Here is a 24,843-nt window from a genome sequence, read left to right on the forward strand (position 1 = left end):
CGCGTCGCACCCAGCCTTCAGCTCGTTTGCAGCGCCAAGGCCACCAGCACCGCTGTTTCGCTGATCTCCACCAATGCACCGCAGGTATCGCCGGTCATGCCGCCCAGGCGCTGCAGGCAGGCACGACGCCACATTACCAACACCACACTCGCCACTGCGCAGGCCAGCATGCCGCGCAAGCGCCCGACGGCGAAGGCGCAGGCCAGCCCGAGCAGCAACGACAACAGCAAGCCAGCACGCGAACTGCCAACCAGGCCACTGCCAAGCCCGCCGGCACGCACGTACGGCGTCGTCAAAAAAGCCGCTACCAGCGCCGTGCGCGCCAGCAGCGGAGCAAGCCACACCCCACCCGGCGCCGTGGGCAACAGGGCAGCCAGCGCCGTGTATTTGAGCAGCAAGATCAGCACGATCGCAGTCACCGCCATCGGGCCGCTGGTGGGATCTTTCATGATCGCCAGGGTGCGCGTGCGATCGCCCATGCCGCCGACCCAGGCATCGGCGGTGTCTGCCAGGCCGTCGATGTGCAAGGCGCCGGTAAACCAGACCCAGCTGCTCAACAACATCGCGGCCCCGAGCAACGCCGCCGCATCCCGCAAACACCACGCCAACGCGCTCACCACTGCGCCGATCAGCAGTCCGACGGCCGGGTACCACGGCAGCGAACGCGCCTGCGCGCCGGGCCGGGTGAACACCCGGGCGGGCACCGGGATGCGGGTCAGGAACCCGATCGCCGCCAGCAACCCGTCGATCATTCGGTGTCGTGCGCCAGTGGCAATGCCGTGGATGAGACCGGCGATCTCAAGCCGCCAGCCGCGTCGGTCGGCGGCCAGGCCAGCGAATGCAGCGACGCATGCGGCACTGCCAGTTCGGTCATCCGGCCGAAGCCACTCCCGGCGACCAGGCACTGCAACGCGCGGATGGCGCCGCCGTGGGTGACCACCAGCACGCGCTGTGCCGGGTAGCGGGCGACGATGGCATCGAGCGCGGCCGACAGACGCGCGCAGAAGTCGGTAAACGGTTCGGCCTGCGGTGGCGGATGGCGCACCGGGTCGGCCCAGAAGCGGCCCAGCGCTTGCCCTTCGTCGCGATCGATGTCGGCCACGGGCACGCCCTGCCAGCGGCCGAAGTGATATTCGCGCAGGCGCCGGTCCAGCTGCAGCGGAATGGCACGCGCGTGGGCAAGCTCGGTGGCGAACAACGCGCAGCGCTGCAACGTGGACGCCACGACTGCGTCCCACGTGCCATCGGCAGTGGCCGCACGCAATTGCTGCCAGCCCAGTTCGGTGAGCGGGTCGTCGAGCTGGCCGCGATAGCTGCGTTGCCCGGTGTCGCCATGCCGCAACAAGGTGATTTGCGCGCTCATGCGTCCGACACCCCGGCTTCGGCAAACGTCGCCATGCCGTTATGCAAGGCGCAGGCGCTGCGCAGCAGCGGAATCGCCACCGCCGCGCCGCTGGCTTCGCCCAGACGCAGGTCCAGTTGCAGCAAGGGCTCGGCATCCATTGCGCGCAGCAGCGCTGCATGCCCACGCTCCTGCGAGCGATGCCCGAACAACAACCACTCGCGCACGCCGGGATTCAGGCGAGTGGCCACCAGTGCCGCCGCCGTGGTGATGAAGCCATCCACCAGCACCGGGATGCCGGCCTGCGCGGCGGCGATATAGGCGCCGACCAAGGCAGCGATTTCGAATCCGCCCAGCCGGCGCAGACGCTCCAGCGGGCTCGATGCATCGGCATGCAAGGCCAGCGCACGCGTGATCACGGTGGCCTTGTGCGCGATGCCTTCGGCATCCAGGCCGGTGCCTGCGCCGGCCATCGCCTGCGGAAACTGCGACAGCAGGGCGCAGCCCAGCGCCGCGGCGGCGGTGGTGTTGCCGATGCCCATCTCGCCGCCGACAAATAGCTGGGTATCGCAACTCTTGGCCTGCGCGATGCTGTCGGCACCGGCGGCGAGCGCATCGCGCAATTGGGTGGCCGTCATCGCCGGCTGCTCGCAGATATTGGCGCTGCTAGGCGCAATCCAGGCACGCCGCACCCGCGGCAGGTCGCCGGGGTCGTTGACCACGCCCAGATTCACCACTTCCAGCCGCGCGCCCAGCTCGCGCGCCAGTACCGCAATGGCGGCGCCACCGCGTGCGAAATTGCGCACCATCTCGCCGGTCACTGCCTGCGGAAAAGCCGAGACTCCTTCGGCCGCTACGCCATGGTCGGCGGCATACACCGCGATCCAGACCCGCTGCACTCCGGGCCGGTCGGTGCGTTGCCAGGCGGCCAGCTGCACTGCCAGGTGTTCCAGCCGGCCCAATGCGCCGGGCGGCTTGGTCAGCTGTTCCTGCCGGGCAAGCGCGGCAGAGCGCATGCGCGCGTCCGGCACTGCGCAGGCACCAAAGATCCAATCGCTACTCACACGCGCTCTCCTTCAACACCATCGGCAATCCTGCCACCACCAACACCACACGCTCGCACTGTAGCGCCAATGCCTGATGCAGCCAGCCAGCCTCGTCCACAAACCGACGCGTGAGTTCGCCCAACGGCACGATGCCCTGCCCCACTTCGTTGCTGACCAGCAGGATCTGCCCCGGCAACTGCGGCAGCGTTGCCAGCAGCGCATCGCGCTCGCGCGCGAACACGCCTGCATCCGGGTGGCTGAGCAGATTGCTCAGCCACAGGGTCAGGCAATCCACCAGCACGCAGCGATCCGGCGCGGCATGCGCCTGCAACGTCGCCGCCAGCGCGATGGGCTCTTCCACGCACTGCCAATGCGCGGGGCGTTGGCTGCGGTGATGGGCAATGCGCCGATGCATTTCGTCATCGAAGGCTTGCGCTGTGGCCAGGTAAGTCACTGCGCGCCCGGACGCTGCCGCGATGCGCTCGGCCAGTGCGCTCTTGCCCGAACGGGCGCCGCCAAGAATCAGTTGCCGCATGCCGGTTCCCTGCTGATGAGGCGTGTCAGTGCCGCGGTATCCAGATGCGTGTGCACCGCATCGGCCAGACGCTCCAGGCTGGCTTCGCGCAGCGCGGCAAGATCCAGTGGCGCGGCCTGCGCCAGACCGGCCCACGCCAGCAATGCAGCCAGTGCCTGCGGGTGGTCGAACACCCCATGCACATAGGTGCCGAGCACCTGGCCGTCGTCGGAGATGGCGCCATCGGTACGCCCATCGTCCAGCTGCAGCAATGGCCGTGCCAATGCGGCGCCGCTGCTGAGACCGCAGTGAATTTCATAGCCGCTGACACTGGCATCGCCCAGCAGCAGGCGCCCGTGCACGCGAAGCAGTTGCTTGTGCGGCTGCAGCGTGGTTTGCAGCGACAGCCACCCAAGACCGGGGCTGCTGCCCGCTGCCCCCTCGATGCCATCCGGGTCGTGGAGATGGGTGCCCAGCATCTGCAGTCCACCGCAGATGCCAAGCAGTTTTCCGCCGTAGCGCAGGTGACGGGCAATGGCGGCGTCCCACCCGTGCGTACGCAGCCACTGCAGATCGTGCCGGGTGGATTTGCTGCCCGGCAGCAGGATCAGATCGCACGGCGGCGGCGTCTGCCCGGGACCGATCAAATGCACATCCACCTGCGGATGCGCCAGCAACGCGTCGATATCGGTGTGATTGCTGATGCGCGGCAGCACCGGCACCACCACGCGCAATTGCGACTGTGGTTTCTGCGGCGCGTTGCGTGGCACCGCATCTTCGGCATCCAGCTGCAGGCCGTGCAGATACGGAAGGACGCCGAGCACCGGCTTGCCCGTTTCGCGCTCCAGCCACGCCAGGCCGGGCTGCAGCAGCGCCAGATCTCCGCGAAACCGGTTGATCACAACACCGGCAACGCGTGCGCGCTCGCTGGCCGAGAGCAACGCCAGCGTGCCGACCAGATGAGCGAACACGCCGCCGCGGTCGATGTCGGCCACCAGGATCACGGCGCAGTCCACCGCTTCGGCATAGCCCATGTTGGCGATGTCGTTGTCGCGCAAATTGATCTCGGCCGGGCTGCCGGCACCTTCCACCAGCACCACATCGAAGCGCTCGACCAGGCGCGTGTGCGAGGCCAACACGGCGTTGAATGCGGTCGCCTTGTAGGCGTGATAGCCCACCGCATCCAGGGTGGCGACCGGATGCCCGTGCACGATGACCTGCGCACCGGTATCGCTGTCGGGCTTGAGCAACACCGGGTTGAAATCGGTCTGCGGCTCCAGCCCGCATGCCTGTGCCTGCAATGCCTGCGCGCGGCCGATTTCGCCACCGTCCACCGTCACTGCCGAATTCAACGCCATGTTCTGCGGCTTGAATGGCGCCACCGCAATGCCCTGCCGATGCAGCCACCGGCACAGCGCGGCCACCAGCGTGCTCTTGCCCGCATCGGAGGTGCAGCCCTGCACCATCAGGACGCGCGCGCTCATGCCAGCACCTGGCGCAGTGCCACGCCCAGGCGCGCCTCGCCCGCGGCGTCGGGTGGAAGACCCAGGCGCAGACTGTTCGGTGTGTCGAACAGCCGCGTCAAAATGCCGCGTTGCGCCAGCGCGACGTGCAAGGCAGCCGCGTCGTCGCGCCGGCACCACTGAAAGAACGCCGTGCCTGCGGTAGGTACGATCGCATGCGCATGCAACAGCTGCGCAAGCCGCTGCGAGGCCGCGTGCAGACGCGCACGTGCCTGAACCTGCCACGGCGTATCGGCCAATGCCTGCTGCACGGCCCATCGCGCCGGCCCGCTCAGCGTCCATGGTCCCAAGCGTTCGCGCACGGCATCCAGCAATGCGCGATCTGCGCAGACAAAGCCCGCACGTGCGCCTGCCATGCCGAAGAACTTGCCCACCGAGCGCAGCACCACCAGACCGGGCCGCTGGCTGAAAGCGCAGACGCTGTGTCGCGGGGTCGCATCCATGAAGGCCTCGTCGATCACCAGCCACCCGCCGCGTGCTGCAAGCCGCGCATGCAACTGCAGCAGCGTGTCGGGATCGAAGCACTCGGCGCATGGATTATTGGGATGAATCAGCACGGCCACATCCAGCGTCTCACCTGCGTGCAGCAATTGCGCCGCGCTCATCGGCACGACCTGATGCCCGGCACGCCGCCATGCCTGTGCATGCTCGGCGTAGCCAGGCGTAAGTACGCCGACGCGGCCGGGCGCGCGCAGCAGTGGCAAGGCCTGAATCGCCGCCTGCGAGCCGGCCACCGGCAGTACCTGCGGCGCGCCGTAATAGGCAGCCGCGCACTCTGCCAGGCCATCGTCGTCTTCCGGCAAGCGCTGCCACGCATGTTCCGGAATGGCGGGCACCGGCCAGGCGAACGGGCTCACGCCGGTGGACAGGTCCAGCCAGTGCGCGAGCGGAATGTTGTAAGCCTGCGCAGCGCGGCGCAGGCGCCCGCCATGTTCAAGCATTGCGCACTCCCGGCGATGGAACGGCGCTACCTGCGCCGGCGTGAACGGTGCGCCGGTGCGTGTTGGTGCAACGCCAGGCCATCCGCGTGCCGATCATCGCATCGCCAGCGCGGTTGCCAGCGCGCCCAGCAGCAGCCAGAACGCGACCCCGGCGCGCACCAGCCGCAATGCGCGTTGCACGCTGTTTGCGCTTGCTGCCGCGCCCTCGCCCAGCGCGGGGCGCGGCTGCCAATGGCCGTGGTACGGCGCAGGCCCGCCCAATCGGACATGCAGCGCGCCTGCGCCCGCCGCCATCACGGGGCCGGCATTGGGGCTCTTCCAGCCGCGTCCCTGCCGCCACGCGCAGCGCATGCCCGCACGGGTGCGACCCAGCACGGCGTAGGTCGCTGCGGTGAGCCGCGCCGGCAGCCAGTTCAACGCATCGTCGATGCGCGCCGCGGCCCAGCCGAAGTTGACGTAGCGCGGCGTGCGATAGCCCCACATGGCATCCAGCGTATTGGACAGCCGGTACAACACCGCGCCCGGTGCGCCCAGCGCGACGCCCCAGAACAGCGCGGCGAACAAGGCGTCGCTGCCGTTTTCCAAGACCGACTCGGTCGCTGCGGCAGCGACTTGGGTGGCGTCCAGCGCAGCCGTATCGCGGCTGACGATACGACCCACTGCAGCGCGGGCGGCAGGCAGATCAGTGACCTGCAGCGCATCGATCACCGCTTGCGCGTGTTCGCCCAGGCTACGCAGGCCCAGCGCCAGATACAGCGTGATCGCGGCGAACGCGGCCGCCGCCCAGGGCGACACGCACCACAGCCCCCATTGCACCACTGCAGCGACACAGGTCAACGGCAACACGCTCACGCACCACGCCAGGACGCCCGCGCTGCGTCGGTTGGAGTGCAGGCGCGCTTCGATACGTTGCGCCCAGGTGCCGAACAGCACCAGCGGATGTCCGCGCCGCGGCTCGCCGAGCAGCAAGTCCAGCAGCACGGCAACGGTGGCAGTCACCAGCAGCATGGCGTGCAGTCCCGGCGCATGCCAGCCAACATGCCGAGCCATGCAAGGCATTGCGCGCGCACGCCCACGGCTACAGCTCGATGCCGAGTTGCGCCTTGATGCCGGCATTGAAGGCGTGCTTGACCAGGCGCATCTCGGTCACGGTGTCGGCGACCTCGATCAACCCGGCCGGCGCGCCGCGCCCGGTAATCACCACATGCTGGCCGGGCGGCCGCGCGGCCACGGCAGCAAGCACCTCATCCAGCGCGATGTAGTCCTTCACCAGGGCGATGTTGAGTTCGTCCAGCAGCACGAAGTCGTAGCGCGCATCGGCCAGCATGCCGCGCGCGCGCTGCCAGGCCGCCTGCACGGCGGCGATGTCGCGTGCGCGGTCCTGGGTTTCCCAGGTGAAGCCTTCGCCCATGACGTGATAATCGAGCAGATCCGGAAAGCGACGGAAAAACGCTTCTTCGCCGGTCGAAAACGTGCCCTTGATGAATTGCACCACGCCGCAATGCAGGCCATGCCCAAGCGAGCGCGCCAGCATGCCGAAGCCGGACGAGCTCTTGCCCTTGCCATTGCCGGTATTGACCAGCAGCACACCGCGGTCGATCACTGCACGTGCAATGCGCCGGTCGACCAATTCCTTCTTGCGCTGCGCGCGTTCGCGGTAATGCGCCTCATCGTGCTCGGGGGCGGTCATGCGCGTGCTCCCATGGGTGGACGTGCACCAGCGGCGCGGTGTGCAGCCAACAGGGCGAAAGCCAGGCCGATATAGCCGGCCAGTGTTGCAAGTGCGTGTGGATAGTCCGCCGGCACGCGCGCAATGAACCCGCTGAGCGTGGCATGCGGGTAGCGACCAGACAGGAAATAGAAACCGGCCTTGGAGAGCACATAGGCGGCGCTGCCGCTGATCAGCAAGGCCAACAGCGGCCCGGTGACGCGACGCCAGGCCTGGCGCTGCAGTTGCGATGCAAACAGCAGCCCGCCCCACCACAACGCGGCGTACGCCAATGCCAACGCCCAGTACGCCGGCGACAGGCACCAGTCGCTGCTGCTGCCCGAGGCCAGGCCGATCAGATCCAGCAGCGATACGATCCCGAACAGCAGCGGCAACATCCACAGCGGGCGTAGCAGCGCACCGGCCAGAAAAAATACCGCCCATGAGGCCGTGGGCAAGGCATCCACATTTGCAAAATGCTCGCCGCGCGCACAGACCATCAAGCCGGCAAGTGCGATGCCGCACGCTCTGGCCGCTGTGCCGTGCAACGGCAACGGCAACGGTGTCGCTGCAGCGCGCCGCGCCACCATCACGACACATCCGATGGCGTGGACAACGGCGCTGCGGCGTGCAGATGACGCCAGCGCAGCACGCACCATGCGGCTGCCAGCACCACCGCCAGATACAGCGCTGTGGTGCGCACGAACAACGGCCCCCACTGCCAGGCGCGCTGCAGGTACTGCGCCCAGTGCGGGTCGGCATAGCGCCCGCCCCACCAGTAGAACGCGCCATTGGAGATCAAGAACGACAGCACGGCGGCCAAGGTGCCCAGACCCCAGGCGATGCTCAGCGACGCAGCGCCTGGCCGCCCACGTGCGAGAGATGCGCGCCCGGCGTACCAGAGCACGCCATAGGCCACCGGCAAGGCCGCGTAGGCCGCCGTGATGCAGAAGTCGCTGACGCCGGCCAGGCGCACTGCAGCCCAATCGATCGCCACCGACAACCCCAGCAAGGCAACGAAGTCGCCGTGCCGCCGCAATGCCAGGCCACCGAGAAAGAACACCGCCATGGAGGCATCCGGCAGGTGCAGCCAGTCACTGACATGATGGAAGCGGGTCGCGGTCATCAGCAGCATCGAAGCGATGAACACCAGGCGTTCGCACGAGCGGGATAAAGGCGGCATCGATAGTTTCCTTCAGATTTTCGATCGCCACCCGGATGGCGCAACAGACATCTGGCAAATGATCGCCCCCTGCAAACCGTAGCGATCCTTGCACCCAGCGGCAAGCGCCGACTGCGCAGCCGGTGTCGGCGGCGCGCTTGGATGGGCTAACACAATGTCGCGCGCACTCGCCAGGCGCATGCAGACAGCATGAGCAGACGCAGTATCCGCCTGGTCCATGCGGATCCGGGCACCGCCCGCAACCATGCGGTGGCTGCGCGGTCGTGTCGTCGGCTGCTCTCAGTGCGCCGGTTGGTAGCGGAAGGTCAGCAGATAATTGCGGCCTGGCTGGGCATACCAGCGTGCGGTTTCGTAGTGGCGGTCGAACACATTGTTGGCGGCAAATTGCACCTTCCAGTCCGCATTCACTGCATAACTCACGCGCAGATCCAGCAAGCCGTAGCCGGCCAACCGATCGGTATTGGCCAGATCGTCGTAGCGAGCACCCGAACCGAACAGGCTCGCGCCAATGCCGAATGCACCGATGCTGCGGTCGGCATCGATACGCCCGCTCTGGCGTGCACGCCGCGGCAACCAATTGCCATGATTGACTTCACCATCGGCCTGCGGCGCAAGCCAGGTCAACGCGCTGCGCACGGTCCAGCCGGCCAGCGCGGTGTCGTAGCCGGCTTCCACGCCGCGGATGCGCGCCCGATCGATATTATTCGGCTGCCCGAACGGGTGCGTGGCATCCACCAACGACGCGTCGTAAGCGATGAGATCGTCGATACGGGTCTGGAACGCGCTGAGCGTCCAGGTGCCCCAATCGTAGCGACCGCGCAGACCGAGCTCGGCACTCCTGGAGGTTTCCGGCCCGAGCAGCGGGTTTCCGTAATCGGGGTAGTACAACTCGTTGAAGGTGGGTGCCTTGAACGCAGTGCCGTAGCTGGCCGTCAAGCGCAGATGCTCGGCCAGATCCCAACCCCACAGCAGGCTGCCGGTAGTCTTGCCGCCGAACTGGCTGTTGTCGTTGCGGCGCAGGCTGGCCTGCAGCGATTGGCTGCCAAAGGTCTGCTGCCACTGCGCAAATGCGGCGCGGTCGATGCGGCTGTCGGCATCGTAATTGTCGCTGCTGGCGATGGCGTCGCGCTGCCAATCGAAGCCGACCGTGAGCAGACCGGGGCCGGTGTCGAGATCGGCCTGCAACGCACCCTGCTTGCGGCGGGTGTCGTAGGTCGACAGGTAGGCGCCTTGGTAATACGCATCGCTCAGATCGGCGCTGGCGCCCACGCTGGCAGTGAGCGTGAGCGCCTCGCTCGGCGCATAGCGCACGCGGCCGCCGATGGCCTGCTGCACGCCCTTGCCCAGATTGCCGCCGAATGCCGAACCGTCGTATTCGTTGCGGCTCTGCGCGCGCATTGCATGCACATCGGCATCCCACTGGCGATTGAAACGCCAGCCGCCCTGCGCGCTCAACGAATCGTTGCGATAGCCGTCGCGGTCCGGGTCATAGGCGCTGGAGCTGGTATCCAGATACGCGTTGATACCGTCGGTTTCGTCGTGCACGGCGTTCACCGAATACCAACCACCGGCATCGCTCAGATCGCCCGGGCTGCGCCCGGCGATGCCCGCGCCGTAGCGGCGCGCGTTGTCGCTGCCGGCCGCCACGCTCAAGGTCGGCACGACACTGCCTTGCGGGCGTCGGGTAAAGATCTGGATCACACCGCCCAGCGCTTCGGAGCCATACAGGCTGGAAAACGGGCCACGCACGATTTCGATGCGTTCGATCTGCTCGATCGGCACATCCTGCAGCGCCGCACCGCCGGCGGTCGCCGAGCCGATGCGCACGCCATCGATCAGCACCACCACCTGGTCGGCCTCGGTGCCGCGCAGGAACAGCGAGGTCGCCTTGCCGGGTCCGCCATTGTTGGCCAGCGACACGCCCGCTTCGCCGCGCAACAGGTCCTGCAGCGAATTGACCTGACGACGCTCGATCTGTGCGCGGTCGATCACCGTGACCGGTGCCAGGGCCTGGTCCTGGGTCTGTGCGGTGCGCGAGGCGGTGACCACGACTTGGTCCAGATCGATGGCGGCCTCGGCCTGGGCCGCAGTGGCAGCGCACAGCGACAGCCCCACGACGAGCACGGCACGACGCGGCGAAACGGAAGAAAGGGACATCAACTGCTGCTCCTGGAACCGCGCCAACCCGCGCGTGGGCAATCGGGCGGCAAGCAGCAACGGGCCAGGCGTCCGGCGCGCAGCGTCAGACGAGCAAGGCCACGCCCACCGCATGCCGGGTCAATCCCTCAGGCCGGTCTCCGGGCTCGCGAGTGGAAGCTGGTGCTTCCGATGCCGCGCCTTCCCATGCGGCTGCACAGTGGCATGTTGCGGCACCTGGCCTCGCCCACCGTTGCGGGGGCAGCTCCGGAATTGCGCCTGGCCCAAGGCGACGCGCGCACCGGATTCCCGTTTAAACCGCCGGCCAACCGGCAGTCACCTCAGGGGCGCGCATGGTAGCAGGATTGGCGCACCGCGCCGCCGAGATCGGCGGCGACGGCCAGAAGCACGTTCCAGCTCGACGTAGGAGCGCACCTGGGCGCGATGGGCGTTCCCGGTAAAGCCATCGCGCCCAGGTGCGCTCCTACGCCGTGCGGGCCGCGTACTCAGTCCTTGGTAAACACCAGCCGCCCGCCGTCGGCGCGCACGCGCACGCTCTCGCCGCTGAGATACTGGCCGGACAGGATCTGCTGCGCCAGCGGGTTCTCCACCTGCGACTGGATCGCGCGTTTGAGCGGGCGGGCGCCGTACACCGGATCGAAGCCGACATTGCCCAGCACCTCCAGCGCCGCATCGTCCAGGTCCAGCTTGAGTCCGCGCTCGGCCAGGCGTTTTTCCAGGCCTTGCAACTGGATGCGCGCAATCGACTTGATCTGCGCCTTGTCCAGCGGATGGAACACCACGATGTCGTCCAGCCGGTTGATGAACTCCGGGCGGAAGTGCGCCTGCACCACGCCCATCACCGCGGCCTTCATCTGCGTATACGCCTCGGCGCTATCGTCGCCGGACAGCTCCTGGATCTGGTGCGAGCCCAGGTTGGAGGTCATCACGATGACGGTATTGCGGAAGTCCACGGTACGGCCCTGGCCATCGGTCAGGCGGCCATCGTCGAGTACCTGCAGCAGGATGTTGAACACATCCGGATGCGCCTTTTCCACTTCGTCCAGCAGGATCAGCGAATACGGACGACGACGCACGGCCTCGGTGAGGTAACCGCCCTCTTCATAGCCCACATAGCCCGGAGGCGCGCCGATCAGGCGTGCGACCGAATGCTTCTCCATGAACTCGCTCATGTCGATGCGGATCATCGCCTCGGTGCTGTCGAACAGGAAATCCGCCAGCGCCTTGCACAGTTCGGTCTTGCCCACGCCGGTGGGACCTAAGAACAGGAACGAGCCACTGGGGCGGTTCGGGTCGGACAGGCCGGCACGCGAGCGGCGCACCGCATCGGACACCACCTTGATCGCCTCGTTCTGACCGACCACGCGATGATGCAATTCGTCTTCCATGCGCAACAACTTGTCGCGCTCGCCTTCGAGCATCTTGTTGACCGGAATGCCGGTCCAGCGCGACACAACTTCGGCGATTTCCTCGGCGGTCACGCGGTCCTGCACCAGCTTGAAATCGTGGTGTTCCACCTCGTTGGCCAGCAGCATCTGCTTTTCCAGTTGCGGCAGCACGCCGTACTGGATCTCGCTCATCTTGGCGTAGTCCTGGCGGCGCTGTGCGGCCTCCAGTTCCAGCTTGGCGTGCTCGATCTGCTCCTTGATCTTGGTGGTGCCCTGCAGCGCGGCCTTTTCCGACTTCCACACTTCATTGAGGTCGGAAAACTCGCGTTCGAGCTTGTCGATATCGCTTTCCAGATCAGCCAGGCGTTGCCGCGAGGCCTCGTCCTTTTCCTTCTTGAGCATCTCGCGCTGGATCTTGAGCTGGATCAGGCGGCGCTCCAGGCGGTCGAGTTCTTCGGGCTTGGAGTCGATCTCCATGCGGATACGCGATGCCGCTTCGTCCATTAGGTCGATGGCCTTGTCCGGCAGCTGGCGGTCGGTGATGTAGCGGTTGGACAGCGTGGCCGCGGCCACGATGGCCGGGTCGGTGATCTCCACGCCGTGATGCACCGCGTAGCGCTCCTTCAGGCCGCGCAGGATCGCGATGGTGTCTTCCACAGTCGGCTCGCCCACGAACACTTTCTGGAAACGGCGCTCCAGTGCGGCGTCTTTTTCGATGTACTTGCGGTATTCGTCCAGCGTGGTGGCGCCGATGCAATGCAGCTCGCCGCGTGCCAGCGCCGGCTTGAGCATGTTGCCGGCATCCATCGCGCCATCGGCCTTGCCGGCACCGACCATGGTGTGCAGCTCGTCGATGAACAGGATGATCTGGCCCTCGTTCTTCGACAGGTCGCCGAGCACCGCCTTCAGGCGCTCTTCGAATTCGCCGCGGAATTTGGCGCCGGCGATCAACGCGCCCATGTCCAGCGAGAGTACGCGCTTGCCGCGCAGGCCTTCGGGCACTTCGCCGTTGATGATGCGCTGGGCCAGGCCTTCGACAATGGCGGTCTTGCCCACGCCGGGTTCGCCGATCAGCACCGGGTTGTTCTTGGTGCGCCGTTGCAGCACCTGGATGGTGCGGCGGATTTCCTCGTCGCGGCCGATCACCGGATCGAGCTTGCCGCTCTCGGCGCGTGCGGTCAGGTCGATGGTGTATTTCTCCAGCGCCTGGCGCTGTTCTTCGGCGTTTTCAGACTGCACGGTTTCCCCGCCACGCAGCTTGTCGATGGCCGCTTCGATCTTCTTCTTGTCGCCACCGGCCGCGCGCAACGCCACGCCCAGCGGGCTGGCATCGTCGGCAGCGGCCAGCACGAACCATTCGCTGGCGATGAACGCGTCGCCATGTTGCTGGGCGAGCTTGTCGGTCTGGTTGAGCAGGCGATTGAGATCGTTGCCGATCGACAGATTGCCTTCCTGCCCGGACACCTTGGGCAGCGTGTCCAGCGCCTCGCCCAGGCGCTCGCGCAGCAGCGGTACGTTGACGCCGGCCTGCGACAGCAGCGGGCGCGTGCTGCCGCCGCTCTGGTCGAGCAGCGCGGCCAGCACGTGCACCGGCTCGATGATGTTGTGGTCGCGGCCCACAGCCAGCGACTGCGCGTCGGCCAGCGCCTGCTGGAACCGCGAGGTGAGCTTGTCCATCCGCATGGGAGATCCTCTGAACAGGTGGCCGGCACCGCCGGCGATATCGTGCAGATGCGGTTGGCGAGCGAGGTTTCAAGGTTTGCCGGTGCTGGAGATGCAAGCGGCCAGGCCGGCGCTGCCCAGGCGGCTCGGCGAAGCGGTGTAAGTGGCGGTGTAAGTGCAGGTGGCTTCCGCAGGGTGACGCACCCGCCAGCCACGCCGCGTGTCGCCCTGGGCGGTGGGTGAAACGGCGCGCAGGGGCCGGTATGGTCGCGGGAGCTGAGCCCCACACGCGCGGGGCTGGGGGATGCGTTGCAACGGCGAGGCTTCCTGTGCCGTCGTCTCGCGGGGTGCCGCATGGCGCATCTGCGCCTTCGGGGCAGCTGGCTCCGGCACCTGTGTCGCGCCCAGCAGACGCGACAGCACCTGTGCCTGGATCGTCGCCAGCGCCGGCAGCCCGGGCGCACGCGGATGCGGCACGGGCCCGCCACATCCAGGCCGACCTTGCCGTGATCGAGCACCACGATGCGATCGGCCAGCGCGCTCGCCTCGGCCACGTCGTGGGTGACCAACACCAACGCAAACCCGTGCTGCCGCCACAACCGCACGATTTGCTGCTGCATCACGATACGGCTCGATGCATCCAGCGCCCCAACGGTTCGTCCAGCAGCAACAGCCGCGGCCGATGCACCAATGCACGTGCCGGCGCCACCGGCCGACGTTGGCCGCCGGACAGCGTGGACGGCCACGCGTTGCCGCGCATGCCCAGGCCCACCGCGTCCAGCGCCTGCTGCGCCTGCGCGCGACCGGCCCGGCGCCGCACGACTGGCGTGCAGGCAACAAGACCAGCTCGACCGAGCGATGCGATACGGCATGCTGTTTGCCGGCGCCCCAAGCGTCCAGTAACCAATGCTCAGGTGGTTATTCAGTCCGGTGCGTTGGCGGTAGCGAATGCACCAAGCTCTGGCATGCATGCACGCTGCACAATCGCGCATGAGTGGCGATAATGCGCCGATGGATGCTCCCAAGCCCTGGCACCTCTACCTGCTGCTATGTCGCAACGGCAGCTATTACTCCGGCATTACCAACGATCTGGAGCGGCGCTTCCAGGCCCATCTGCGTGGTACTGGTGCGCGTTACACGCGTGCCAATCCGCCCGTGCAGCTGCTCGCCAGCCACCGGTACCCGGACCGCGCCAGCGCTTCGCGCGCAGAGTGCGCGCTCAAGCGCCAGCCACGTGCGCGCAAGCTCGCCTGGCTGCAGGCACAACCGAACGGTGCGGAGTCACAACCTGCTGACGCATCGATCACGCCCGTCTAGCCGTCGTTTTTCTACCCTGCAGCGCCCGACATGCGGAGCGGCGCATGCATTATCAGCTGTACTACTGGACCGGTCTGCAAGGCCGCGGCGAATTCGTGCGACTGGCACTGGAAGACGCCGGCGCGGCCTACACCGATGTCGCACGTATCCAGGGCGACGAGGTCATGACGGCGTTTTTGCAAGGCGAGCAGGTGGGCGCGCAGCCGTTCGCACCACCATTTCTCAAAGCCGGCGACGTGGTGGTGGCACAGGTCGCGGCGATCCTGCACTTTATCGGGCCACAGCTGCAATTGGTGCCCGATTCGGAACCACAGCGGCTACAGGCGCTGCAATTGCAGCTGACCATCGCCGATCTGGTGGCCGAGGTGCACGATACCCACCACCCGATCGCAACCGGCCTGTATTACGAAGACCAACAAGCCGAAGCGGCCAAGCGTGCGCAGGACCTGCGTGAAAACCGCTTGCCCAAATTCCTGGGCTATTTCGAGCAGGTCCTGCAACAGGCTGGCGGCACGCACGTGCTCGGCACGCATTCGTACGTGGATCTATCGTTGTTCCAGTTGGTGAGTGGCCTGGAGTACATGTTCCCCAGACGCATGGCGAGGTTGGCAAAAAACTTGCCAGGGCTGAAGGCGCTGCAGCGGCACGTGGCGCAACGGCCGCGCGTTGCGGCCTATCTGGCGTCCGAACGACGCGTGTCCTTCAATACCAACGGCATCTTCCGCCATTACCCGGAGCTGGATGCGGCATAGGCAGCGGCAGCGAGGGCGCTGCGGCCGGTCGCAACAGGCTGGCGCCGCATAAGGGTGCGGCGCGGCCCGCGGTGCTGATTGCCGCGATCGATCACGCAACCACGCCACCTGACCCTGAGCGACGCGTGCAGCGTTACGTCGTGTACGTACGCACCCACCCAGGTGCGAAGGCCGCAGGTCGCCTGACATGCGGCGTTCGCTCTCCGGTAGCGGGAAGCCAGCGGCCTCAGCGCCCCTGCAGCAAGGCCGTGCGAATCCGCTGCAGTTGCGCCTTGACTGCAGCCGCTTGCGTCGGCCCCAGGCGCAGCAGTGCCTTCTGCCCCACCGACAGCGATTCCAGCGATGGGTCGACGAAGCGGTAGCGGCCACGGTCGTCGCGTTGCACGCCGATCGGCTGCGTCGGCTCAGGCGTGCGCAGCAAGTGGTCGATCACATCGATGACGCGGTCGTTGAAGTAACGATCCGGCGCGCCCAGATCCGCGTACGCCTGCTGAAACAGTGGATAGAAGCGCACATAGCTGCGCGCCATGGCCTGCGCATCCACGCTGGTGAATGCGGCCACGTAAGGTGCATAGCGCGCCGCATTGGCCTGATCGAGCACCGGATGATCGCCTGTGCCGGCCACCTGCAACTCGCCAGGCACCGGCTGCAGCACCAAGGCACGGCGGCTGATGCTGGGTTGGGTGAGGTTGTCGATCATCACCACCACGCGTTCGATCAGGTGCTTGCGCAACACGATCGACAACGCGTCATCGTCCTGCACCAACGCCCGCAGCGCTTGCCACGCGGCATCGTCGCTTTGCGCCAACGCAGGAATCGCAGCATCGGCAGCGTCGGCCGATGCTGCCGGCACCGGATGACGCGGCTCGCCACTGGCCGGCGTCGGCTGTGGGCTGACCGCAGCGGCCACAGCACTGGCGGTACGGCTGATGGGTGCAGGCAAGGTGCCCTGCGGATCGGGCGGGCCGCTGAACAGCCACCACGCGGCGCCAGCGATCAAGGGGACCGCCAACAACCACGGCCAGCGCGAGGATTTGCTTTGCATCGTGGAACTCCTGACATCGACAACATCCAGTGTGTGACCGTGGGATGCTGCGGTGGTTCCATCGATTTACGGTGTCGCTCGTTGAGCCGCTTGACGCTGGACGCGGCGCACTACGCCCGCGACCACGGGAAACGCAGCGCCCGGCTCGCCGGCTGTCTTACTGTCGCGGGACTCTTGGCGGCATGAATGCCGCCGAGGAGCCACAGGGACGTACTTGCAGCGTGTCCTGCGATGGTGGGCGGGCAAAGGCCGTGTAGCGGACCGGCAGAAGCTTCGCTGCGCGATCCACGCCGCTTAGCCGACGAAATCCAATCGCGCGTTCACCCAAGCCGCGACAATTGCAGCGGCAACCTGTTCGGCCTGCCTGGCCGGCATGTGCTTTTCGCTTACCAGCCAGGCGGCCGTCTCTGCGCGCACCTTCGGCAACAGCGCGCGCGCAGCGTTGCGCTCGGCTGCCGGCCAGTCGCTGTCGTCGCCGGACCACGCAGCAATCGCCTGATCCGGATCGTTGCCGTAGCGCTTGCGCAACTCCGGCTGCAGGTACAGTGCCGGCGACACGGCAGCCCGGAGCGCGATGATCTGCCACTCGGCGTAGCTGGCATAGCGAATGGTGCCTGCGTCCTTGCTCAAGGCTTCGATCAGTCCTGCGAATCCGTCATCCAGCTGTTTCCAGCTCGGTCGCGCGAACAGCCCACCGGGCGGCTCGCAGATCGGCGCGAAACTGTCGCGTGTCGAACCATAGAGCGGGCCGAACGCCTCATAAGCCGGCTCGCCCACTGCAGCGAAGATGAAGCAATGCACATACGGCCGCTCGGAACGATCTTCGCGCTCGATCCACATGCGCAACAAGGTCAGCACACGCTGTTGCTGTTGCATGGCGGGCGCGCCTTCCACATCGTCGAGCAAGGACGCTGCGAAATCGTCGGTCTTGCGCAACGCCTTGCGTGCGCTTTCAAAACGCGCGCTCGCCAACGCCGCATCCACGCCAGCGGCAGGCACGAAGTCATGCAGATACGCCAGCCATGCCGATGCCAGCGGCGCGTCGTAGCCCTGCAACTGGCGCGCAGCGTCCGCTGGCGTTTTCGGGATGCTGGCGATGATGCGGTCCAGCGTTTGCTGCTGGGCGTCGAGTGTCTTGCCCAGCGCATCGACCCTGGTCTTCAGACTGCGTTGCAGGCAGGCATCTACCTTGGCGTCCTGCGCGCAGGCATTGCGCTGGCGCAACCAGGCGCGTTGCTGATCGCGCACTGCGGTGAGCGAGGCGCGCGGTGTGGTGTCCAGCACGCCGCGGTAGGCCTCATCCAGCTGATCTTCCAGCTGGCCGAGCGCCGGCACCGCGCACAGCCGCTTTTCCACCGGCGTGCCCGCCTGCTTGCAGTCGAACGACGCCGACCATGCGGCGCCAGCGCTCAGCACCAAAGCGCCAGCCACAATGCTCTGCACGACACGCATCCGATAAGTCACTGCAACGCCTCCTTGCGCGCCGGCAGCAGCGACAGCAGCAGCAGCGTCGCCGCCAGCGCCACATAGGCACCGACGAACTGCCAGCTGATCACCCGCGCCAGGCCTTGCAGCGACCACGGCAGGTAGATGCCGCCGCGCGGGTCCACCGAGTGGATCAGGCCGAACAGGGTCAGCCCGGCAGCTACCAGCAGGAACGCCGCGCCGCGTCGCAAGCGGCCGTCGATCATCGCCGCCACCGTGGCGATCCATAGCATCGCGGTGATGATGAAGCCATTGCCCAGCGCGAAGATCACTGCCAGCTCCGGCAACCCGTGGCCATCGACCTTGGTGGTCAGCGCGACCAGCTGATCCGGTGCAATCCAGCCCGGCGCCTTAATCGTCAGCAGGTACGCGACCGACGGCAGAAAGCCCAGCACCATCGCACCGGCATGCTGCCTGGGCGTGGCCTGGAATGCCTGGGTGGTGATGTCGATGGAGACATACACGATGATTGGCGCCAGCACGGCCAGCGGCAGCCACTGCACCAAGCCGCTGATCACGCCAAGCATGCCGCCGATCCCGATGAACACCCCGGTCAGCAGCGTGTAACCGGAGCGCGCGCCCATGTGCTTGTACGCGGGCTGGCCGATGTAGGGCGTGGTCTGCGCAACGCCGCCGCAGACGCCGGCCACCAGCGTGGCCAAGGCTTCCACCAGCAGGATGTCGCGGGTGCGGTAATCGTCGCCGGCCGCGCGCGCGCTCTCGCTGACGTTGATGCCGCCCACCACCATCAACAAGCCGAACGGCAACAGCAACGGCAGGTACGCCACCGTGGCCGGCAGGCCGTCGATAAAGCCCAGCGTCGGCAGCGGCAGCACGATCTGCGGCGGATTCCACGCCGGCAAGGCGAAGCCGGGGGCACCCAATCCCGCCAGGCCAAGCCCGTAATACAACGCGGTGCCGATCACGAACGCCACCAGCACGCCGGGCAATTTGGTCGGCAGGCGGCCCTTGGCGAGCAGCACATACAGCAGCAGGCCCAAGGTAACGAAGCCGGCTACCGGCGAACGGAGCGTTTCCAGCAATGGCAGCAAGCCCATCAGCACCAGCGCGATACCGGCGATGGAACCGAGCAGGGCCGCCCGCGGCAGCGCGCGCGTCACCGCTTCGCCTGCGAAGGACAGCACCAGCTTGAGCAGGCCCATCACCACCAACGCGGCCATGCCCAGTTTCCAGGTGGCGATCGCGGCGGCCTGCGGGTCCAGCCCTTGCGCTTTGAAGCCGGCAAATGCCGGGCCGAGCACCAGCAGCGCCATGCCGATGCTGGTGGGCGCATCCAGACCCAGCGGCATGGCAGTGACGTCGTCGCGCCCGGTGCGTGCGGCCAGCCGCCGCGCCATCAGGGTGTACAGCAGGTTGCCCACCAGCACGCCGAACGCGGTGCCGGGGAACATGCGCTGGAACACGACGTCGGCCGGGAACTGGAAGATGCCGACCAGGGCCATCGCGATGAAGCCAAGGATAGACAGGTTGTCGACCACCAGGCCGAAGAAACCATTGAGATCGCCAGCGACGAACCAGCGCGGCGCAGCCGCAGGACGCGAAGAGGGAGCCGACATGAGAACCAGAGAAGCGTGGGGGTCGGCCGATGGTAGCCGCTGCATTGCGGGGACGACAGCGGCGCGGTGGATCAGAGCGTGTCGTGGCCAGGGGCCGTCGGGCTGTCCGTGAGCAGGCAGCCCGGCGCCATCGCCCGCTACTGCATCGCCGCATCCACCTCGATCCAGCCCACGCTGTCGCTGCGGCCGGCGCTGCGATAACGCACCTGCAACCGCGTACCATCGGCGCTGACGTCCAGCGCATCGGCCTGATCGCCGCGCACCAGATAGCGTTTGGTGACGGTGGCCGTCGGCGTGGCGTACAGCGGCAAACGCCTCACCTGTACGTGCAGTTGCACCGGCATCGGTTCCTCGAGCGTGGTACCGATTTCGCTTGCCACCTTGACGCCGCGCGGGTCGTACATCGGCCACACCGACAGCGGCATGCCATCCTCGCTTCCCGAATCCAGCAACGCCTGGATCTGCGGCGACTCGATCCGCTGCTGCGTCCGCCAAACGTACAACCGCCCGCCAGCGTCGTAGCGGTAGACATCCGCATACCACATCGGCCCACCGCGGCAGGAACTGGTCAGGCTGCGCTGCTGTTGATCGGCAACCAGATTGAAGAATCCTTCGCACTGCACCGCCGGGCGCGTCGGTGCAGCAAGCGCATGAAAGCGGCGCTGTGCAGGATCGAACACAAAGACCCAGACCGCCTCGTTGACCTGACCCAGCATCACCGACACCGCAAGATCCGGGCGCCCGTCGAAGTTGTAGTCGTCGCTGCGCAGCTGCACGTCGCCTTCGCCATCGTCCACATTCGCGTCGAACCACTGTTCGGCATCGCCGGGAGACAGCACCACATGCAGGCGCTGGCCGACCAAGGTGGCGGTCGCACGGGTCTGCGCATCCAGCGTCAGACGAAGGCTTGTGTCGTCTGCCGCAGCGCCGAACGCCAGCCCGCCTGCCATCGCAACCAACAGTGCGCGAGCGGCGCGGACGGGCGACAAATGCAAGAAGCCAAGGCGCATGCGCAGCTGGCTCGAAGCGGTGCGCAGACACTCGCTCGCCGGCTGCGCACGCGATGCCCGCCAATGCATGAAGACGCGCGACATACGCCGATCGACGCTGGCGAGCGTGGCGGTCGGCAACTGCACGGACCTGTCGGTGCGCAAGCCGGCCAGCGGACTCAGAACGACACCTCCACCGGCTGCCGCGACCACAGCACCGACTGGTGCCCGGTGGCCTGCTTCCAGGCCAGCCGGATCGCTTCGATGTCGTTGCGCCGTTGCGGGGTGTCCTCGTGCAGGATCACCAGCACCTTGGTGTCCAGCCGGTTCGGCTCCTTGGCGCCGCGGAACAACCATTGGCCGTAGGCGTCGAACACGGTCAGACCATCGGGAAAGCGCGGGGTCACTTCCTTGTCCAGAAACGCGCGCCATTGGGTTTCGTCGATGGTGCGGGTCTGCGGGCGGTCGGCCGGGCCGGATTCTTCGCCCACGCCGAAATACAACTCGCTGCGCACCCAACCCCGTGCCGCCGCCGGCCGCGCTGCATCGCCCTGCAGGCTGGCAGTGGTCGCGGTCGGCACGGTGCCGGGCGTGGTGGCGCAAGCGGTCAACGCCAGCATGGCGGCAAGCAGGCAAGACGGCAGCAACTTCATCGACTTCTCCACAACAGGTCTGGGGGGGCACTTGGGGCAGGCTCATGCAAGGCCGATATCAGCTCATGCCGGCGCGCACGCACTGTGCCATCTCGCGCCGCCCTGAACAACGCGATAATATCTTTCCATCCGGATGAATGTGGACGATCCGCCCCCTTGCGCCCCAGCCCGGCCGGATGCCGACCGCGCGGCGCGTTGCAGTTGCAGGAGAGAGAACAGCATGACCCGCCCCACCCTTTCGGTGATTGGCCTGGCCATCGCCGCCGTGCTCAGCGCCAACGCGCAAGCCCAGCAGGCCGATGCCGGTGCCACCACCCTGGACACCGTGATCGTCACCGGCACCCGTGCCAGCGACCGTACCGTGCTGGAATCCACCGTGCCGGTGGACGTGCTCACCGCCGAAGACATCCGCAAGGCCGGCGTGGTCAACGGCGAGTTGGGCAGCGCGCTGCAGGCGCTGCTGCCTTCCTTCAACTTCCCGCGTCAGTCCAACTCCGGCGGCGCCGACCATATCCGCGCCGCGCAGCTGCGCGGGCTCTCGCCCGACCAGGTGCTGGTGCTGGTCAACGGCAAGCGCCGCCATACCTCGGCGCTGGTCAACACCGACAGCAAGATCGGCAAGGGCACCACGCCGGTGGATTTCAATTCCATCCCGATCAACGCGATCAAGCGCATCGAAGTGCTGCGCGACGGGGCCGGCGCGCAATACGGCTCGGATGCAATTGCCGGCGTCATCAACGTGATCCTGGACGACAACCCCGAGCGCGGCGAACTGGAAGCCAGCTTCGGCGCCTACAACACCGACGTGAAGCCGATCGACCGCCGCGTCACCGACGGCCAGACCAGCTATGCCAGCGCAAAAGTGGGCACGCTGCTGGGCGACGACGGCGGCTTCTTCAAGGTCGGCCTGGAGCTGAAGAACCGCGAGGCCACCAACCGCGCCGGCTTCGACCAGATTCCCTCGTTCGAAGAACAGACCCCGGCCAATCTGGCGCTGCGGGGCCAGCGCAATTACGTGCTCGGCGATGGCGCCACCAAGGGCCTGAATGCCTGGCTCAACACCAAGGTGCCATTCAGCGCCAGCGGCGAGTTCTACGCCTTCGGCACCTACAACCAGCGCGATACCGAAGGCGCCAATTACTTCCGCTACCCGGACGGCAGCGCCAACTGGCGCGAGATCTACCCCAATGGCTACCGCCCGATCTCCGAAGGCGAGAATCGCGACCTGCAACTCGTGGCCGGTGCGCGCGGGCAATGGGGCAGCTGGGATTACGACGCCAGCGTCAACTACGGCCGCAACGACTTCACCTACCGGCTACGCAATTCGCTCAATGCATCGCTGGGACCCGGCAGCCCCACACGCTTCAAGACCGGTGATTTCGCCTTCGCGCAGACCGTGGGCAACATCGACCTGACCCGCGTGTTCGACGCCGCCGGCGCCACGCACACGTTCGGCACCGGCGCCGAGTTCCGCCGCGAGCAATACCGCACCCACGCCGGCGATCCGGCCAGCTACGCGGCCGGCCCGTTCACCGATCGTCCCACCGGCTCGCAGGCCGGCGGCGGGCTCACTCCGCAGGACGAAGCCGACCTGTCGCGCAACGTGGCCAGCGCCTACGCCAACGTCTCCAGCCAGTTCGGCGACAAGTTCTCCACCGACCTGGCTGGCCGCTACGAGCATTACCAGGATTTCGGCAGCCAGTGGACCGGCAAACTGGCCGCACGCTACGCATTCGCACCGGCCTTTGCGCTGCGTGGCGCCATCTCCAACAACGTGCGTGCGCCTTCGCTCAGCCAGATCGGCTATGAAGCCACTTCCACCGGTTACGACGCCGCCGGCCGCCTGACCCAGGGTCGCCTGCTGTCGGTCAACAACCCCATCGCGCGCGGACTGGGCGCCACCGATCTGAAGCCGGAAAAGTCGGTCAATTACAGCCTGGGCTTCACCAGCAAGCTGGGCGATCACTTCGACGTGTCGCTGGACTTTTTCCAGATCGATATCGACGACCGCATTGCGCTGTCCGAAGACATCACCGGCGATGCGCTGACCAGCTTCGTGCAGCAGAACTACGGCGTCACCGGGGTGCAGAGCGCCAGCTATTTCCTCAACGCCGCCGATACCCGCACCCGCGGCGCCGAGCTGGTCGCCAACTGGCGTCAGTACGCCTTCGGCGGCGACCTGCTGCTGACCGGCACCTACAGCTATGCCAAGACCGAGTTGGAAAACATCATCGCCACCCCGGCCCAGTTGCTCGCATTGAACCCGGAGTACGTGCTGTTCGGCGTGGAAGAAAGCAACACGCTCACCGACGCCGCACCGCGCACCCGCGCCTCGCTTGCCGCGAACTGGAGCAACGAGCACTGGAACCTGCAGACTCGCGTCAACCGCTACGGCAGCGCCACGCGCGTGTTCGATTTCGGTGGCGGCTTCGTGCCGCGCCAGACCTACGGCGCCGAGTGGCAACTGGACCTGGAAGCCGAATATCACCTGGGCACGCAATGGACGCTGGCCATCGGCGGGCAGAACATCCTGGACAACTACTCGGACCGTTCCATCGACGACATCGCCTACTTCGGCAACCTGCCCTACGACGTGCTCTCGCCGATCGGCAGCAACGGCGCGTATTGGTATGGGCGGGTGCGGTACAGCTTCTGATTCGGGATTCGGGATTCGGGATTCGGGATTCGGGATTCGGGATTGGCAAACATCGTACTTCGTGCGAATCCCCAATCCCGACTCACGAATCTCCGCCGTTCCATAACCTGAATCTCACACCCCATTGCGCACACTAGCGCAATGGCAGACGCGCATTCCCCCCTACCGTCGCCGCCATTGCTGGACGATGCCTGTGCATTGTTTCTGGACGTGGACGGCACCCTCATCGACTTTGCCGACCGCCCCGAGGCGGTGAAGCTATTGCCCGAAGTGCGCGAGGCCATCGGCCTGCTGAGCGAGCGTCTCAACGGCGCCGTTGCGCTGGTCAGCGGCCGGCCGCTTGCCCAGCTGGACGCCCTGTTCGCGCCATTGCTGCTGCCGGCCGCCGGTCTGCACGGGCACCAACTGCGTAGCGATCTCGCGGCACGCGCGGCAATGCCGCAAGACACGTCCGAGTGGCTGCACGGCCTGCATCAACGTGCCGCGGCGCTGACGCACCAGCATCCAGGCGTGCTGGTCGAAGACAAGGGTGCCAGCGTGGCACTGCACTGGCGCGCCCGGCCGCAGGCCGGCCCCGAGGTGCTCGCCTTCGCGCAGCAGGAAATTGCACAGCTTTCCGGTTATCGCCTGCAGCCAGGCGACCACGTGGTGGAATTCGTGCCCGAAGGCAGCAACAAGGGCCTGGCGGTCGAGCAACTGATGCAGCACGGCACCTTCGCCGGCCGCACGCCGGTGTTCGTCGGCGACGACCTCACCGACGAATTCGGCTTCGACGCCGCCAACCGGCTCGGTGGCTGGAGCGTGCTGGTCGGCGATCGCGCACAGACCAGCGCGCGCTTTCGCGTCGGTGGCACCGCCGACGTACACGCGTGGTTGCAACGCAACGCACGCAGCCGCTGAGCACA

At 66.8% G+C, this 24,843-nt stretch carries 21 protein-coding genes, 1 pseudogene and 1 riboswitch; of the genes and pseudogenes, 4 read left to right on the top strand and 18 right to left on the bottom strand.

Translation table 11 applies throughout. The annotated features are described in order from the left end of the window. Positions 1-17: 17 nt before the first annotated feature. The 13 genes and pseudogenes from ACCQ07_RS15725 to ACCQ07_RS15785 all read right to left on the bottom strand — a co-directional run. Positions 18-752: an adenosylcobinamide-GDP ribazoletransferase gene (locus ACCQ07_RS15725; protein WP_372164209.1), complete on the bottom strand. Its 735-nt coding sequence runs from the start codon at positions 750-752 to the stop codon at positions 18-20. Continuing rightward, positions 749-1,363 (bottom strand): histidine phosphatase family protein, encoded by a 615-nt coding sequence (locus ACCQ07_RS15730; RefSeq protein WP_218498481.1) that lies wholly within the window; start codon positions 1,361-1,363, stop codon positions 749-751. The genes ACCQ07_RS15725 and ACCQ07_RS15730 overlap by 4 nt, the downstream gene beginning before the upstream one ends. Next, complete coding sequence (gene cobT / locus ACCQ07_RS15735) at positions 1,360-2,406, bottom strand: nicotinate-nucleotide--dimethylbenzimidazole phosphoribosyltransferase (protein ID WP_014090830.1); 1,047 nt, start codon at positions 2,404-2,406, stop codon at positions 1,360-1,362. The genes ACCQ07_RS15730 and cobT overlap by 4 nt, the downstream gene beginning before the upstream one ends. Next, positions 2,399-2,923, bottom strand: coding sequence for a bifunctional adenosylcobinamide kinase/adenosylcobinamide-phosphate guanylyltransferase (cobU, locus tag ACCQ07_RS15740; protein ID WP_277572549.1), 525 nt, complete (start codon positions 2,921-2,923; stop codon positions 2,399-2,401). The genes cobT and cobU overlap by 8 nt, the downstream gene beginning before the upstream one ends. After that, positions 2,911-4,386 carry a cobyric acid synthase gene (locus ACCQ07_RS15745; RefSeq protein WP_372164211.1) on the bottom strand — a complete coding sequence of 492 codons (1,476 nt, stop codon included), beginning with the start codon at positions 4,384-4,386 and terminating at the stop codon, positions 2,911-2,913. Before ACCQ07_RS15745 ends, cobU begins: the two co-directional genes overlap by 13 nt. Further along, positions 4,383-5,366: a threonine-phosphate decarboxylase CobD gene (cobD, locus tag ACCQ07_RS15750; RefSeq protein ID WP_184419757.1), complete on the bottom strand. Its 984-nt coding sequence runs from the start codon at positions 5,364-5,366 to the stop codon at positions 4,383-4,385. The genes ACCQ07_RS15745 and cobD overlap by 4 nt, the downstream gene beginning before the upstream one ends. A 93-nt stretch (positions 5,367-5,459) precedes the next feature. Beyond that, positions 5,460-6,374: an adenosylcobinamide-phosphate synthase CbiB gene (gene cbiB, locus ACCQ07_RS15755; RefSeq protein WP_372363446.1), complete on the bottom strand. Its 915-nt coding sequence runs from the start codon at positions 6,372-6,374 to the stop codon at positions 5,460-5,462. 70 nt (positions 6,375-6,444) lie between these two features. Beyond that, positions 6,445-7,056 (bottom strand): cob(I)yrinic acid a,c-diamide adenosyltransferase, encoded by a 612-nt coding sequence (gene cobO, locus ACCQ07_RS15760; protein ID WP_372164213.1) that lies wholly within the window; start codon positions 7,054-7,056, stop codon positions 6,445-6,447. Beyond that, positions 7,053-7,664: a hypothetical protein gene (locus ACCQ07_RS15765; protein ID WP_008571050.1), complete on the bottom strand. Its 612-nt coding sequence runs from the start codon at positions 7,662-7,664 to the stop codon at positions 7,053-7,055. Before ACCQ07_RS15765 ends, cobO begins: the two co-directional genes overlap by 4 nt. Continuing rightward, positions 7,664-8,257: a hypothetical protein gene (locus ACCQ07_RS15770; RefSeq protein ID WP_029820041.1), complete on the bottom strand. Its 594-nt coding sequence runs from the start codon at positions 8,255-8,257 to the stop codon at positions 7,664-7,666. The genes ACCQ07_RS15765 and ACCQ07_RS15770 overlap by 1 nt, the downstream gene beginning before the upstream one ends. A gap of 279 nt (positions 8,258-8,536) precedes the next feature. After that, complete coding sequence (gene btuB / locus ACCQ07_RS15775; RefSeq protein WP_277574690.1) at positions 8,537-10,414, bottom strand: TonB-dependent vitamin B12 receptor; 1,878 nt, start codon at positions 10,412-10,414, stop codon at positions 8,537-8,539. A 114-nt stretch (positions 10,415-10,528) separates the two neighbouring features. Continuing rightward, positions 10,529-10,752, bottom strand: a riboswitch (cobalamin riboswitch). Between the two features lie 147 nt (positions 10,753-10,899). Further along, entirely contained in the window at positions 10,900-13,485 is a 2,586-nt protein-coding gene (gene clpB, locus ACCQ07_RS15780; RefSeq protein WP_218488483.1) for an ATP-dependent chaperone ClpB, read from the bottom strand. Positions 13,486-13,767: 282 nt separating this feature from the next. Beyond that, positions 13,768-14,275, bottom strand: a pseudogene (locus ACCQ07_RS15785) (ATP-binding cassette domain-containing protein); the annotation flags it as partial. A gap of 179 nt (positions 14,276-14,454) precedes the next feature. On the opposite strand from ACCQ07_RS15785, the gene ACCQ07_RS15790 reads away from it, so the two are divergent. Both ACCQ07_RS15790 and ACCQ07_RS15795 read left to right on the top strand, forming a co-directional pair. Then, positions 14,455-14,781, top strand: a complete 327-nt coding sequence (locus ACCQ07_RS15790; RefSeq protein WP_033479402.1) for a GIY-YIG nuclease family protein — start codon at positions 14,455-14,457, stop codon at positions 14,779-14,781. A gap of 44 nt (positions 14,782-14,825) precedes the next feature. Next, positions 14,826-15,533: a glutathione S-transferase gene (locus tag ACCQ07_RS15795; RefSeq protein WP_372363447.1), complete on the top strand. Its 708-nt coding sequence runs from the start codon at positions 14,826-14,828 to the stop codon at positions 15,531-15,533. 226 nt (positions 15,534-15,759) lie between these two features. On the opposite strand, the gene ACCQ07_RS15800 is transcribed toward ACCQ07_RS15795, so the two are convergent. The 5 genes from ACCQ07_RS15800 to ACCQ07_RS15820 all read right to left on the bottom strand — a co-directional run bounded on the left by ACCQ07_RS15800 (position 15,760) and on the right by ACCQ07_RS15820 (position 21,282). Next, positions 15,760-16,578 (bottom strand): DUF3014 domain-containing protein, encoded by an 819-nt coding sequence (locus ACCQ07_RS15800; RefSeq protein ID WP_014090840.1) that lies wholly within the window; start codon positions 16,576-16,578, stop codon positions 15,760-15,762. A gap of 294 nt (positions 16,579-16,872) precedes the next feature. Beyond that, positions 16,873-18,030 carry a lysozyme inhibitor LprI family protein gene (locus tag ACCQ07_RS15805; protein WP_372364155.1) on the bottom strand — a complete coding sequence of 386 codons (1,158 nt, stop codon included), beginning with the start codon at positions 18,028-18,030 and terminating at the stop codon, positions 16,873-16,875. Between the two features lie 8 nt (positions 18,031-18,038). Next, on the bottom strand, positions 18,039-19,640 hold the full coding sequence (locus tag ACCQ07_RS15810; RefSeq protein ID WP_136732868.1) for a SulP family inorganic anion transporter: 1,602 nt from the start codon (positions 19,638-19,640) through the stop codon (positions 18,039-18,041). 137 nt (positions 19,641-19,777) lie between these two features. Next, the gene (locus tag ACCQ07_RS15815; RefSeq protein ID WP_218507794.1) at positions 19,778-20,842 is read right to left on the bottom strand and encodes an XAC2610-related protein; all 1,065 of its coding nucleotides are present in this window, start codon (positions 20,840-20,842) and stop codon (positions 19,778-19,780) included. Beyond that, a complete protein-coding gene (locus tag ACCQ07_RS15820; RefSeq protein ID WP_372164221.1) occupies positions 20,809-21,282 on the bottom strand; it encodes a DUF3574 domain-containing protein in 474 nt (157 codons plus the stop codon). Before ACCQ07_RS15820 ends, ACCQ07_RS15815 begins: the two co-directional genes overlap by 34 nt. Before the next feature lie 220 nt (positions 21,283-21,502). On the opposite strand from ACCQ07_RS15820, the gene ACCQ07_RS15825 reads away from it, so the two are divergent. Beyond that, on the top strand, positions 21,503-23,938 hold the full coding sequence (locus ACCQ07_RS15825; protein ID WP_057681821.1) for a TonB-dependent receptor plug domain-containing protein: 2,436 nt from the start codon (positions 21,503-21,505) through the stop codon (positions 23,936-23,938). A gap of 141 nt (positions 23,939-24,079) precedes the next feature. Then, positions 24,080-24,838, top strand: a complete 759-nt coding sequence (gene otsB, locus ACCQ07_RS15830; RefSeq protein WP_065627904.1) for a trehalose-phosphatase — start codon at positions 24,080-24,082, stop codon at positions 24,836-24,838. Positions 24,839-24,843: the final 5 nt, after the last annotated feature.

This window comes from Xanthomonas sp. NCPPB 3583 (assembly GCF_041475715.2).
In the GTDB taxonomy this organism is placed as follows: Bacteria; Pseudomonadota; Gammaproteobacteria; order Xanthomonadales; family Xanthomonadaceae; genus Xanthomonas; species Xanthomonas euvesicatoria.

Excerpts from the sequence above, each read along its gene's own strand:
- ACCQ07_RS15725 (WP_372164209.1), bottom strand. The coding sequence starts at position 752 with ATGATCGACGGGTTGCTGGCGGCGATCGGGTTCCTGACCCGCATCCCG.
- ACCQ07_RS15730 (WP_218498481.1), bottom strand. The coding sequence starts at position 1,363 with ATGAGCGCGCAAATCACCTTGTTGCGGCATGGCGACACCGGGCAACGC.
- cobU (WP_277572549.1), bottom strand. The coding sequence starts at position 2,923 with ATGCGGCAACTGATTCTTGGCGGCGCCCGTTCGGGCAAGAGCGCACTG.
- ACCQ07_RS15745 (WP_372164211.1), bottom strand. The coding sequence starts at position 4,386 with ATGAGCGCGCGCGTCCTGATGGTGCAGGGCTGCACCTCCGATGCGGGC.
- cobD (WP_184419757.1), bottom strand. The coding sequence starts at position 5,366 with ATGCTTGAACATGGCGGGCGCCTGCGCCGCGCTGCGCAGGCTTACAAC.
- cbiB (WP_372363446.1), bottom strand. The coding sequence starts at position 6,374 with ATGCTGCTGGTGACTGCCACCGTTGCCGTGCTGCTGGACTTGCTGCTC.
- cobO (WP_372164213.1), bottom strand. The coding sequence starts at position 7,056 with ATGACCGCCCCCGAGCACGATGAGGCGCATTACCGCGAACGCGCGCAG.
- ACCQ07_RS15765 (WP_008571050.1), bottom strand. The coding sequence starts at position 7,664 with ATGGTGGCGCGGCGCGCTGCAGCGACACCGTTGCCGTTGCCGTTGCAC.
- ACCQ07_RS15770 (WP_029820041.1), bottom strand. The coding sequence starts at position 8,257 with ATGCCGCCTTTATCCCGCTCGTGCGAACGCCTGGTGTTCATCGCTTCG.
- btuB (WP_277574690.1), bottom strand. The coding sequence starts at position 10,414 with ATGTCCCTTTCTTCCGTTTCGCCGCGTCGTGCCGTGCTCGTCGTGGGG.
- clpB (WP_218488483.1), bottom strand. The coding sequence starts at position 13,485 with ATGCGGATGGACAAGCTCACCTCGCGGTTCCAGCAGGCGCTGGCCGAC.
- ACCQ07_RS15790 (WP_033479402.1), top strand. The coding sequence starts at position 14,455 with ATGAGTGGCGATAATGCGCCGATGGATGCTCCCAAGCCCTGGCACCTC.
- ACCQ07_RS15795 (WP_372363447.1), top strand. The coding sequence starts at position 14,826 with ATGCATTATCAGCTGTACTACTGGACCGGTCTGCAAGGCCGCGGCGAA.
- ACCQ07_RS15800 (WP_014090840.1), bottom strand. The coding sequence starts at position 16,578 with ATGCAAAGCAAATCCTCGCGCTGGCCGTGGTTGTTGGCGGTCCCCTTG.
- ACCQ07_RS15805 (WP_372364155.1), bottom strand. The coding sequence starts at position 18,030 with ATGCGTGTCGTGCAGAGCATTGTGGCTGGCGCTTTGGTGCTGAGCGCT.
- ACCQ07_RS15810 (WP_136732868.1), bottom strand. The coding sequence starts at position 19,640 with ATGTCGGCTCCCTCTTCGCGTCCTGCGGCTGCGCCGCGCTGGTTCGTC.
- ACCQ07_RS15820 (WP_372164221.1), bottom strand. The coding sequence starts at position 21,282 with ATGAAGTTGCTGCCGTCTTGCCTGCTTGCCGCCATGCTGGCGTTGACC.
- ACCQ07_RS15825 (WP_057681821.1), top strand. The coding sequence starts at position 21,503 with ATGACCCGCCCCACCCTTTCGGTGATTGGCCTGGCCATCGCCGCCGTG.
- otsB (WP_065627904.1), top strand. The coding sequence starts at position 24,080 with ATGGCAGACGCGCATTCCCCCCTACCGTCGCCGCCATTGCTGGACGAT.